Below are 12,848 nucleotides of genomic sequence, written 5' to 3'. Positions count from 1 at the left end.
GGCGTTTTTCAATCAGCCGCGCATGATAAAAAAAGCGGCTTTTTCGAAATCGTCCTTTTTTTTGTAGTATTCCGTAATATCTTCTAACAGCACTTCTAAATCCACCCACGCCTCGATTTTTTCTAATTCAAGCACATATTCGAGCAGCTGATCATAGGGGTCTTCGGCTGATGTGTAGAGGGCTTCAAGCGTTTTTAATTTTAAATAAATGGTTTGAATGTCTACCTTTTCAGATAATTCTTTTCCTTTTTGAAGGACGGCTTTAGCTTCTGTGATGTTTCCTGTTTTAAAAAGCGCTCTGACAGACTCGTACACACAATGAAGATATGAGACTGGTGAATTCATTTCAAATTCTTGATTCTTTAATACTTTTCTAAAGTAAAGAAGCGCTTCCTGGTCTTTTTTCTCGGTCGCTTTTAAAAAGCCAAGGTTATAATAAGCGTGGCATAGCAGGTTTTCGTCATGTAGTTGCTGGGTTTTCTTAATGATTTCTTTGAAAAGCTGTTCAGCTTTTTCATAGTGCTCTTGATCAATATAATTCACGGCGAGCAAAAGCTTACAGGTGATTACCTTTTTGATATAGCCGAATTGGTGCAAATAGATGTGTAATGCTTTTTTGACGTATTGGATGGAAAGCGGCGGTGATTTCATCAAGTAATAGGCGCCGGCGGTTTGATAATATAAATCAGCGGCTTCAAACGTATTTTGAATGGCGGCCAGGTACTGTTCAGCTTTTTTAAAATGATGTACTGCATGTTTCGGAGCTGTTTTTACCATCTCATATAACCCAGAGAAAAAATACAGATAATATTTCAATTCATCATCCATTTTGTCTTCCAGGCCATATAGGTCATCGAACAATGAATCGAGCCCGTTCTGGTTTTCAAAAAGCAGCTGATGGCGGGCCTGAAACAATTGATAACGCATCCAAAGTTTTGTGTTCTTTTTGATCTTCGGAAGGTGCTGGTCAATTTTCTCTTTCAGTGTGCAAACGTGATTCATTTTGCGTTTGCTCATTGCTGAATACCACTCGTCTAACATGTTTAGCATTCTTTTTTCAATAAACTTCGAAATCATTTTCCTACCTCTTTGCTATTGGTAAAATCTATAATTATCATATCATAACTTTTGACGGCTCTCATTGACAGTTGGTTACATTTTAGCGCGGTTGAAAAAGAGATTAATTCATAATATACTTTTCAAATGTACAGATTGGATCTTTGATGATTGCTATACATACTAATGCAGATGAAGGAGATGTCAAGACAATGCTTGATACTCAGCAAATTAAAGAAATTATTCCTCACCGTTATCCGTTTTTGCTTGTGGATCGGATTACGGAAGTTGAAGAGGGCAAACGGGCAAAAGGCTATAAAAATGTAACCGCTAATGAAGAGTTCTTTAACGGACATTTTCCTCAGTACCCAGTTATGCCCGGCGTATTAATCGTAGAAGCACTCGCTCAAGTCGGAGCTGTTGCGATGTTGATTAAAGAAGAAAACCGCGGCAGACTGGCTTTTTTTGCAGGCATTGATAACTGCCGCTTTAAAAAACAAGTCAAGCCTGGTGACCAGCTTCACCTTGAGGTTGAAATCATTCGTGCCCGCGGCACAATCGGGCGCGGAAAAGGCGTTGCCACAGTTGATGGCGAAGTCGTTTGCGAAGTAGAACTGACTTTTGCCCTCGGAGAATAATTGAAAAAAGGCAGATGGCCAGCGGCACATTTGTCTTTTTTTCTTTACAAATATAGAAAAGCAGGTGATTGTATGTGGAATGAATTTAAAGCCTTTGCCATGCGGGGGAATATCGTAGACCTTGCGATTGGTGTTGTGATAGGCGGCGCTTTCGGAAAGATCGTCACATCTCTAGTAAATGATATCATTATGCCTTTGGTCGGTTTGCTGCTGGGAGGGCTTGACTTTTCAGGCCTGTCGTTTACGTTTGGCGATGCTGTAGTGAAGTATGGAAGCTTTATACAGACGATTGTGAACTTCTTAATTATATCGTTCTCCATTTTTATCGTCATTCGGACTTTGAATGGGTTAAGGCGCAAAAAAGAAGCAGCAGAAGAAGAGGCTGCGGAGGAAGCGGTGGATGCGCAGGAGGAGCTGCTGAAAGAAATCAGAGACCTGCTGAAGCAGCAAGCAAAGTCGCCGGAATAAAAAAGATGCCGTTAGAAACGGCGTCTTTTTTTATCTCAATTTTCGTTTAGGTTCGTTCTGTGTCCTTCAGTTCTTTAGGGCTTCCTGTTGTTTCAGCGAGATGAATGAGCATTGAGACAGAGGTGCCTGCATCCGGAGTGCTGGTGATCATCAACTCGCTTCCGCAAAAATGTTTCAGCCGCTGATTGATATTTTTCAACCCGACGCTGCGATCAAAATTCGTTGATAAGAGATCTATTTGTTTTTCCGGATTTATTCCGGCACCGTTATCCTCTACTTTGATGTAATACTCATTTTTGCATTGTTTTTTAGCTGTCAGTTTGATCCATCCTCCGCCTCTTTTCTTACTGACACCGTGAAGAACGGCATTTTCCACCAAGGGCTGAATCATTAAAGGCGGAAGGATAAAGTCAATGTCTTCATCTATATCGAAAAGAACCTCAAGCCGATTACCGAATCGCGTCTTTTCTATAGAAAGATAGGAATTGATAATCGAAAGCTCATGTCTGAAGGAACTGATGGCTGATGTATTTTGAAAGTCAAAACTCATTCTTAAATAGTTGGTAAATTCCTCTGTTACCTCCCGGGCCTTTTCAATATCCAAATGAGTGAGAGAAATAATCGTGTTTAATACATTATAAAGAAAATGAGGCTTGATTTGCGATTGGAGAAATGCCATTTCCATTCTTGTGGCTTGATTTGCTGTATGTTTCATCATGATCAGATTTTGAATACGCGCCATAAATTCAGAGTAATGATAAGGTTTTTGCAAAATGTCATTCGCTCCGGCATGAAAAGCCTTGTATTTGTCATGGCCGATAATGGCAGCTGTAATGATCAGAACCGGAAGATCAACCATGCTGAATCGTTCGCGAATTTTCATACAGACTTCGAAACCAGTCATATCCGGCATCATCAAGTCCAAAATAACCAGATCAAGCTTCGTGCAAGAGATGATTTCTAATGCTTCCTTTCCGTTCTTCACAGCAATCACATTGTAGGGCACACCTTCAAGCATATCACTTAAAATTTTTAAACTGTCAATGTTATCATCGACAATCAGGATGGTTGGAGCGTCAATACGCTCAGAGTAATAAGGCGTGCTAAATGAGATATCTGATAGATCTCTCTCGGATTGTAATTCAGGAAGACGTTTCTTTGTTTCAGAGACAAATTCATTTTGGGCGATCGGCAAGGTGAAATGGAATGCAGAACCTTTTCCTTCTTCTGATTCGACCCAAATGTCTCCGTTTTGGAGCTGAACCAGCTGTTTGACAATGCTGAGGCCAAGACCGGCACCATCGTCTTTATTCTTTTCGGCTTGCTGAAAAGACTCAAAGATGGTTTGGCGATCGGCTTCTGAAATGCCGCTTCCTGTATCTGCTACTGTCACTTTGATCATGTTATCGTTCAGTCTTGAAGCAGAAAGTGTGATTTGGCCCTCTGTTGTATATTTGATTGCATTGTCTACTAAATTGGTTAATATTTGGCGGAAGCGGTTTTCATCTGTGAGCACCAAAGGAAGATCGTTTGGGATATGGTTCATGATATTTAAGTTTTTATGTCTTGATAAGAGGTTGTAGAAATTCATTTCCGAACAAACTAAAGTATAAATATCAACAGGAACCGGGTGGATTTGAAGCATGCCTTGCTTTATTTTTTCTAAATCCAGGATGTCATTTACCAGATTGGACAGCCTGTAGCCCATGCGGATGACGAGCTGCATGTTTTCTTTCTCTTCTTCTATCGTTCTTTTTCCTTTGCCGGCCAGCAGGGTCTGGCATATATTAATGATGCTGTTCAGCGGTGTTTTGAATTCATGTGATGTTTTGGCAATAAATTCATCCTTTAGCCGGTCACTTCTGAGCAATTTCCACGACAGCACTTCATTTTCACGGAATGCTCCGGCAAATTGCTGCGCCATCAGCAGAACGATCGCCAGCAAAGCGATAACTGTTGGCAATGAATAAATCGAATTAAAAGAAAAGGCTGTTTTGCCGCTGTAAGCTGAAATGGTGGTTAAAATGACAAAAGCACTCATTGATATAGAGGCGATGGTCAGATACAGACTTCCTTCCATTTTGCGGATCGCAGCAATCGTAAAAATATATGTAATATAAACCAAGGTCGAGACGGCTAGCACAGAATGTAAGATGTACGAGGCATGGCCGATAAAACCGACAGTTAAAAAATCTGTGACTAAGACCAGCCCGGAAGAAACGGTGGCTATGCGAATAAAACGCTTTGAAACAATCTCTCTGTAAGCAAAATAGAGATAAAGAAAAACCGCAATGCTGACAAGCACTGTAGAGATGGCCCTCAATGAATTTAGCAATGAAAATGAAATTGACGGATAAAGGAGAAATATAATCCGCTCTTTTCCGATCATCAGAATAATGAACGAAAACAGAAGACACATAACAGAAAAAAACAACAAATGTTTATCTTTTTTTCTTTGCAGGAAAAAGCCCAGAAAATATAATCCGGTAATGAAAAAAGCTGTAATCATGATTGTATCATTAAGAAAGGAAATTTTATTTTCCCGCACTATTTGCTCCTGGGTGCCAAAAGTAATTGGCTTTGCGATTCCCCATCCCGGCGTTTTTCCGAAGTTCGAAAATTGTACGACAAGTTCATTGTCACCCTTGTGAAGCGTAAAAAAGCTCGTATATGGGCGGTTTTGTGCCGCAAAATCAGGTTTATTTGAAGGGTTGCCGCTTTGGCCAATGAATTGTCCATTAAAATAGATGCGATTGGCACTGTAAATAAACGACGTGCTGATCCCAAAAACCTGATTGTCTTGCTTTGATCTGATGGTCAGCTTATACGTTCCGTAATCCACATTGATACCCTGCTTGGCTAGCTTCACATTGCTGGGGACATCAACGACTAAGGGATCTTTTCCTTTTGCTGAAGCGATCTCTTTTGGTGACAGAATCTGATTTGGATACAATGTCCATTTTCCGTTCAGCTGTACATTCCCATCCTTCTGAAAATCCCACTTCTCAAGGTTCATGAAGCCATGCCTTGCCGCAGGAAGCGTTGTTCCGGAAAAATGGTCAATGGCAATGAAAACCATAAAAAATGCAGCGTAACCGAAAATAATCGAAGTAAAGATGAATTTTTCTTTCATATCATAGCTCCTTTATTCAAATAGGCTCATTCTAAATTCCTACCTTTTTATAAATATTGTAAGTGGAAAATTTCAAAAACTACAATAGAAAGAAAAAGAATCCAGATAAAGGGGTTATTTGTCATGATATAATAGAAGTTATTTACTGATATCTCGATTTTACATATAGGGTGGGATGTTTTGTGAAAGCGTTAATTGTTGATGATGAGCACTTGGCATTGCTTCATTTTAAGAAAATGCTTGAACGAACAAACGCCTTTCAATCTATTATGGCGTATCAAGATCCGGTTGAGGCCTTAGAGCATCCTGAGACTCCTGCTGTAGATGCGGTGTTTCTTGATATTGAAATGCCGGGGGTAAACGGCATTGAGCTTGCTGAGGCGATTCAATCGATGAATGAAAACATCCAAGTCGTTTTCATCACGGCTTATAATGAGTTTGCTATCAAAGCGTTTGAGCTGAATGCCATTGATTATTTGCTGAAGCCTGTCATATACAAGCGGCTTGAGACAACTGTTGAACGAATCAAAACGAATAATATGCTCAGACAAAATGCAGAAAATACCGAGGCGCATTTTTCCATCCAATGTTTTGGGAGCTTGCAATTTCATCAAACCTTAAAGGATGTCAAAACAAGCATTCCAGTCAAGTGGAGAACGTCGAAAGCACGTGAAATATACTTATTTTTGCTTCACAATCAAGGCCATGTGGTCAGTAAAGATATGCTAATCGATCTTTTTTGGCCTCATTACGATGTTTCAAAAGCAAGCACCCAACTTTACTCCACCATTTACCAAATACGAAAATTATTCAGCCAGATCCCTTTCAGCCAAACTATCGAGAAGACTGATACTGGATATATTCTTCGGCTTTCAGGCGCAAAAATCGATGTTGTCGAATGGGAAAAATCACTAAAAGGGGCGCCGCCGCTCAATACGGCTACATTACATCTGCACATGGATATTTTCATGTCCTATCAGAATCATTACCTAATGGAGCACGGTTATCTTTGGGCAGAACCGGAAAAGACGCGTCTTTCCCAGCTTTGGCTTGGAAAGGCCTATGAACTGATCGATTATCATATTCATGAAATGAACGATCATCAAGCGATGGACATTTGCCTGCAAGCCGAGAAAATTGAGCCATGCGATCATAAAATTATGCAATACAAGCTGCAGCTATTCAACAAAAACGGGAAGGTAGAAGAGGCGATAAAAGAATATCAGCGTTACAAACAAATGAAGGATCAAATTAATTAAAGAACTCCAAACCAGTATGTGTCGATTGCCTTTCGATGCACACTGGTTTTTTTGTGCACTTAAAGGGAAGGCCCTCGCCATATGTCTCCTGGGTGAAACTTCAACTCTCTCCAATTCACTTCAATCATACATGATTTCTGAGTTGTACAGAAATTGTATAGTTCCATTTCATACAATGTAGTTTGGTTCGGATGGCAAATCTTAGTTTTGAAACTCATTCGGTATTAGCAGTTCTTTTTGGGGGATGAGACATGATGTTATGGTCTCGCGGATCAATCGGCAAGTGAAAGATAGATAAGAAAGGGAGGAATGAAAAGTTGAGAACGAGGAGTTTTCCCTTAGGGCTGAAAAAAAGCGGGCGGATCGTCATGATCATAAGCCTTGCCATCTTTTTCTTCTTCAGCCAGATCGCCAGCTATACTCTTACAGCACAGGCTGTGGACGTAACGCCAAGTGACAGCCAATTCTTCGATTCGGTAACAGTTAAGGACGCAAAGAGCCAGATTGTTGACGGATCAAAAGGAAACGAACCGGCACTAACGCCGGGGGATGAAGTGACACTGACATATGAATGGTCATTGAAAAAAGATAAAGAAGCAGATAGCAAACAGGAAATCAATGTGGAGATACCTAAAAGCTTTACATTTGATAAAGGTGCAGAAGGTGAGATCAAATCTGCTGATCAGGTGATCGGCAGCTATCAAGTGCCGGCGGGCAGCAGCACCATGACAGTAAAATTAACAACTGCATCCGCGGATTCTCCTGATGCCAAGGGGACCATTACACTGCCAGCTAAGTTTACTGCAGATGTAAAAGACGATGAACATACAGCAGCAGCCCTTTTTCAGCTAGGGGGAGGCAAAACCCAGCAGGTGATCATTCCTGTTAAGAAAGAGGAGACACCAGATGCCGAGGCGGAAGAGCCAAAAAACGACTCTTCTGATACTGCGGGTGATCAGGAAGGGAAAGATGACAAACCTGCACCTTCAGTCAGCAAGGATCAAAAAGAGGAAGAACAGCAGCCGTCAGATGACTCTAAGAGCGGCGAAGCCTCTAAGAGTGATGATTCAAAAAAAGTGTCATCCTCAAGTCAATCAGCTTTCAAAAGCTTGCAAACTGAAGAAAAACAAATCACGCAAAACATTTTAACCGGCGTGACATTGACGGACGAAAACGGAAAGCCATATGACAAGGGCAATCGCGCCAATACGAATTCTCCGGTGAAAATTTCAATTGATTGGGCTATTCCCGACAATTTAGGAAAAACGATCAATGCCGGCGATAAATATGAATTTGATTTGCCTAAAGAATTTATTATGCATAATGACATTGTGAACCTGCCGTTAGGCGCCGGAGACACCACCTACGGGACATTTTCTATTGATACGAACGGACATGTGGTGATGACATTTAACGGCGAGGTAAAAGACAGTTCTAATGTCAAAGGCACATTGGTTATCAATACGCAGTTCAACGAGAAAAAAATAACAGGTTCGACAACACAAAAGATTCCATTCCCTGTAAATTCCGATACTCCTGAAACAACAGTTTATTTTAAACCCAATGTGAGTAAAACCATTGATAAATCAGGTGTGCTGGATAAAGGCATCAACCCTGGTAAAGTAACATGGACGGTCGATGTCAATAAAAAGTTGGATCAAGTCAAAAATGCCAAACTCACGGAAAGCCTTCCAGATGGCGTAATCTACCGTTCAGTTAAAGTGTATGAACTCAATGTGAACATTGATGGTTCTGTCAGCAGAGGAAATGAAGTTTCTTCCGGCTACAGTGTTGATTCAAAAGGAAATGTCACATTTGACGGGACAATTGATTCAGCCTACCGCCTTGTATACGAAACCGACATTGACAATGGTGCGAAGCCGAGTGAAGGCGGAAATATAACGCTGACAAATAAGGCGGCATTCAGCGGAGACAACCTGGAACCCATTTCTGCAGAAGCCACTGTTGCAGCCAAGTATGGAAAAATGATCGCGAAATCATCGACCGGCTATGATGGAGAATCTCAAACATTCAGCTGGGCTCTTGCATACAACTACGGTGAGAAACAGATCGACCAATCCAAGGCCAGCATTAAAGATGCTTTTGGAACTGGTGATTTGCATCTTGTGAAAGATTCTTTGAAGGTTATTCCTATTACCTTTGGTCAGAATGGCAGCGAGCAAGCGGGCACGCCTTTAAAGGAAGGCGAGGACTACACGCTCATCGATAATGGAAGCGGATTTGAAATCAAATTTAATAAAAACGTAACCAGCGCTTACAAAATCATATATCAAACAAAGGTCAACAGCGGAGTGATCATTGATAAATCTACAACATACACCAATAGCGTTGTAACCGGAACAGGGGATTCAAAAGAAGCTTCTGGAATAGCCATTCAGCAAAATCTCATCAAAGGATATTCAAACGTTGATTATGAGAAGAAGACGGTTGATTGGACGATTACAGTTAATAAAAATAAATACTTGATGAACAATTGGACTTTGGATGATCAATTTGAAAGCGGCGGAATGGTTCTGCTTGATGAATCGTTCAAGCTTCAAGACACAACGAACAACAAAACATTACAGAAAGACAAAGACTACACGTTAACAAAAAAACCTGATCATAAAGGCTTTACTTTGGCATTGATCGGGGATTATGCAAAAACAGACAGTCAATTTAAGATCACTTATACGACAACATTCAATGCCGATTATTCTAACGAAAGCGTTAAGAATACAGCTCAGTCGACATGGACTGATCAAAACGGCACTGAGCGCACGAATAAGGTATCAAGCGGTTTTACGCCGAATCATCAGACTTCAAATAATGGGTTTAAAAACGGCTCATACAACGCGGTTTCAAAGGAAATCACGTGGAAAATCGGCGTCAACTATAACGGCGAGCCGACGAAAAACCCTTATATCAAAGATGCCATAACAGATCCTCAGCAATTTGTGCCGGGTTCCGTTGTCGTTAAGAGTTATACGATCAATAAAAACGGCTCGATCACAGAAGGAGACGCGCTTGATCCTTCCAAGTATGATGTCGAAGAGCCTTCTGCGAAAAATGAACGCACGCTGACGGTACACCTTAAAACAGGCGATTCTGTACCATATCTGATTGAGTTTAAGACATCACTCAAAGGACAGGTCATTGATCAGAATCAGTATACAAACAAGGCAACCTACTATAATGACGGCTATGCAGACCGCACGTTAACAGGCTCTGTTTCAGTTGCGAACGGAGGAAGCCTGGTTTTCAAAGGCGGCAAACAAAATGGAAGCTACATCGATTGGAACATCAATGTCAACTCCAGCCAATCAACGCTGGATGACGTAAAAGTTACTGACACGCCGGATGAAAATCAAATATTAGATGCGGATTCTTTTAAAGTGTATCAAGCAAAATATGATGAAAACGGAGTGGTCAAAGACAGCAGCGGAAATCTGACCACGGGAGATGTCGAGCTTCAAAAAGACAAAGACTACACGTTAGACATCAAAACGGACAATACAACAGGTGAACAATCGTTTGTCCTGAAATTCATAGGCAGCTATAAACAAATTGACCGCGCCTATGTGATCAAATACCGGTCACTGATTAACATAGCCGGCACGAACGGCCACGTTAAAAATAAGGTGTCCATTTCAGGAACAAATGTGAAGGAGCAGACTCAAGAAAACAGCAGCTCGATCTTTGTTGCCATTTCAAGCGGCGACGGTTCCGGATCCGGAGAAAAAGGAAGCCTGACGATTTTTAAGACTGGAGAGGACGATAAAGCTCTTGAAGGAGCAGAATTCCAGTTATGGTCTGAGGACTCCAAACAGCTCCTCCGCACTGGTACGACGGATGCCGGCGGGAAGCTTACATTCGGAAATATTCGCTACGGTTCCTATGTATTAAAAGAAGTCAAAGCGCCTGACGGATATACCATCAGTGATGCTTATGCAAAAGGAGTCTCTGTTAAGATAGACAGCAACTCCTCCAAGACAGGAGCGCTGCACAAAGTCATAAATCAACAGAACAAGGTGACGCTTATCAAACAAGACGAACAAAACAATCCTTTGGCGGGTGCTGTTTTCAAGCTGGAGAAAAAATCAAATGACGGCACCTATACTCTCATACGAACAGATATAAAATCTGATAAAAACGGAAAAGTAGAAATGAACGGTTTGCCGGCGGGCTACTATCGCTTGACAGAAACACAAGCTCCTGAAGGCTTTATCGTAAATACAAAAGCGATTCACTTCTCAGTCGCAAAGAATGAAAAGAATCAAGTGTCCGACGTTAATTTAGGGAAAATGACCAACTATCAAGGAAAAGTCTCACTGACGAAGGAAAATGCTGAAGGCCAGAAACTTGAAGGCGCAGTATTCAACATTGTCGATCAAGATGGAAAGGTCGTTCAAGAGAAGCTGACTTCAGATAAAGACGGTAAAATCGAGGCTTCGGGTCTTGCGCCGGGACGCTACGCCTTTGTGGAAATAAAAGCGCCAGCCGGCTATGTGCTGAATACAAAGAAAAAAGAATTTACCATCTCAGAATCTGCAGCAGGAAAGCCTGAAGCCGCAGATGCCGGAATCGCCGTTAACGATAAAGGCTCTGTTGAGCTGACGAAGGAAGATGCCGATGGCCAGAAGCTTGAAGGAGCCGTCTTTAAGATTATCGACAAGGAAGGTAATGCGGTTCAAGAAGGACTGACCTCAGATAAAAATGGGAAAGTCGCAGCTTCAGGCCTTGCACCGGGACACTACGCTTTTTTTGAAACGAAAGCGCCAGCGGGCTATGTGCTGAATACAGAGAAAATTGAGTTTGAGATCTCTGATTCCTCTGAAGGAAAGCCTGAAGCTACAGATGCCGGGATCGCTACTAACCATAAAGGCTCCGTTGAGTTGACGAAGGAAAATGCTGAAGGCAAGAAGCTTGAAGGTGCAGTATTCAATATTGTCGACGAGGAAGGAAATACGGTTCAAGAAGAGCTGACTTCCGATAAAGATGGAAAAGTAAAGGCTTCGGGCCTTGCGCCGGGACGTTACGCCTTTGTTGAAACGAAAGCGCCAGCCGGTTATGTGCTGAACACGGAGAAAATAGAGTTTACCATCTCAGAATTTGCAGCAGGAAAGCCTGAAGCCGCAGATGCCGGGATCGCCGTGAACTATCAAGGATCGGTTCAGCTGATGAAGGAAGATCAAGATGGAAAAGGCTTGGCAGGCGCGGTATTCAAAATCACGGACAGCAATGGGAAAACAGTGAGAGACGATCTAGTCTCAAAAGAAGGCGGCAAAATTGAAGTTGACGGGTTAGCGCCGGGAAGCTATCAATTTATCGAAAAACAGGCGCCAGACGGGTATCTATTATCCGCCATCCCTGTGCCATTCACCATTAAGGCAGAAAACGGCGGCAAACCTAAACAAGTTGAAGTAACAGCGGTTAATACGAAGAACCGGGTTGTCCTCACAAAAGTGGATCAGCATGATCAACGTAAAGTTCTGCAAGGCGCAGAGTTCAATTTGACAGATGCCAACGGCAAAGTGCTGAAGTCCGGTTTGGTTACCGATGACAAAGGACAAATCACGGTGCACGGCCTTAAAGCTGGCGAATATCAGTTTGTTGAAACAAAAGCGCCTAAAGATTATGAGTTGGACCAAACTCCTATATCGTTCAAGATCACAAACACAGACACGAAAACAGTCGAAATCACCGCGGAAAACATATTGGCACCAGGTGACGTAAATGTGAAAAAAGTGGATCAAGACGATAAAAATACCGTTTTGGAGGGCGCTGAATTCAAGTTATTGGACGAAAGCGGCAAGCCTGTAAAAACTGACGGGTATGGAAAAGAGCTTTCTGAACTCTGGAAAACAGATCAAAATGGGCAGTTCACTGTAAAAGGCCTTGCGCCGGGAAGCTACCAGTTGATTGAAACGAAGGCTCCCGAAGGTTACAAACTTGACGAAACACCGATTGAATTCACAATTGAAAAAGGACAGTCAAAAGCTGTTGAGATCGTAGTTTCTAATCAAAAAGTGAAAACACCAGCGCCTGATAAACATGATCATCCTGATAAACCTGCACCGGGTGGAAATGGAAAAGATGATGGAGATCATCCGAATACCAATGGTACAGATGGCAGCTCGGATGGTCAGTCGAACACAGACAAAACCCTTCCAAAAACCGGAGATACAGACAGCATGCTGACAGCAATGATCGGTATCCTGCTCCTTATGGCAGGCGGAGGCTTAGCTGTTGCCTCAAGAAAGAAACAAAGAAAAGGATAAAGTTGAAGGCACC

Annotated in this window: 6 protein-coding genes and 1 pseudogene; 4 read left to right on the top strand and 3 right to left on the bottom strand. The window is 42.0% G+C overall.

What is annotated here, in order from left to right; genetic code table 11:
- Window positions 1–12 precede the first annotated feature (12 nt).
- The gene (gene rapD, locus NYE56_RS18460) at window positions 13–1,077 is read right to left on the bottom strand and encodes an aspartate phosphatase RapD (RefSeq protein WP_341284231.1); all 1,065 of its coding nucleotides are present in this window, start codon (window positions 1,075–1,077) and stop codon (window positions 13–15) included.
- Window positions 1,078–1,268: 191 nt separating this feature from the next.
- Here rapD and fabZ point away from each other — a divergent pair, with 191 nt between their 5' ends.
- Together fabZ and mscL are read left to right on the top strand one after the other, a co-directional pair.
- Window positions 1,269–1,694 carry a 3-hydroxyacyl-ACP dehydratase FabZ gene (fabZ, locus tag NYE56_RS18455; protein ID WP_003221796.1) on the top strand — a complete coding sequence of 142 codons (426 nt, stop codon included), beginning with the start codon at window positions 1,269–1,271 and terminating at the stop codon, window positions 1,692–1,694.
- A 72-nt stretch (window positions 1,695–1,766) separates the two neighbouring features.
- A complete protein-coding gene (mscL, locus tag NYE56_RS18450; protein WP_021445844.1) occupies window positions 1,767–2,162 on the top strand; it encodes a large conductance mechanosensitive channel protein MscL in 396 nt (131 codons plus the stop codon).
- 46 nt (window positions 2,163–2,208) lie between these two features.
- On the opposite strand, the gene NYE56_RS18445 is transcribed toward mscL, so the two are convergent.
- Complete coding sequence (locus NYE56_RS18445) at window positions 2,209–3,180, bottom strand: histidine kinase (RefSeq protein WP_341284406.1); 972 nt, start codon at window positions 3,178–3,180, stop codon at window positions 2,209–2,211.
- A gap of 177 nt (window positions 3,181–3,357) precedes the next feature.
- A pseudogene (locus tag NYE56_RS18440) lies at window positions 3,358–4,671 on the bottom strand (sensor histidine kinase); the annotation flags it as partial.
- An 806-nt stretch (window positions 4,672–5,477) separates the two neighbouring features.
- Here NYE56_RS18440 and NYE56_RS18435 point away from each other — a divergent pair.
- Together NYE56_RS18435 and NYE56_RS18430 are read left to right on the top strand one after the other, a co-directional pair.
- Window positions 5,478–6,554 carry a response regulator gene (locus NYE56_RS18435; RefSeq protein ID WP_015384861.1) on the top strand — a complete coding sequence of 359 codons (1,077 nt, stop codon included), beginning with the start codon at window positions 5,478–5,480 and terminating at the stop codon, window positions 6,552–6,554.
- A gap of 317 nt (window positions 6,555–6,871) precedes the next feature.
- Window positions 6,872–12,835 carry a SpaA isopeptide-forming pilin-related protein gene (locus tag NYE56_RS18430; protein WP_341284230.1) on the top strand — a complete coding sequence of 1,988 codons (5,964 nt, stop codon included), beginning with the start codon at window positions 6,872–6,874 and terminating at the stop codon, window positions 12,833–12,835.
- Window positions 12,836–12,848: the final 13 nt, after the last annotated feature.

Source organism: Bacillus sp. FSL R5-0603, assembly GCF_038050295.1.
In the GTDB taxonomy this organism is placed as follows: domain Bacteria; phylum Bacillota; class Bacilli; order Bacillales; family Bacillaceae; genus Bacillus; species Bacillus subtilis.
The sequence above is the reverse complement of the archived record's forward strand: the minus strand, read 5'-3'. Positions and strand labels throughout refer to the sequence as shown.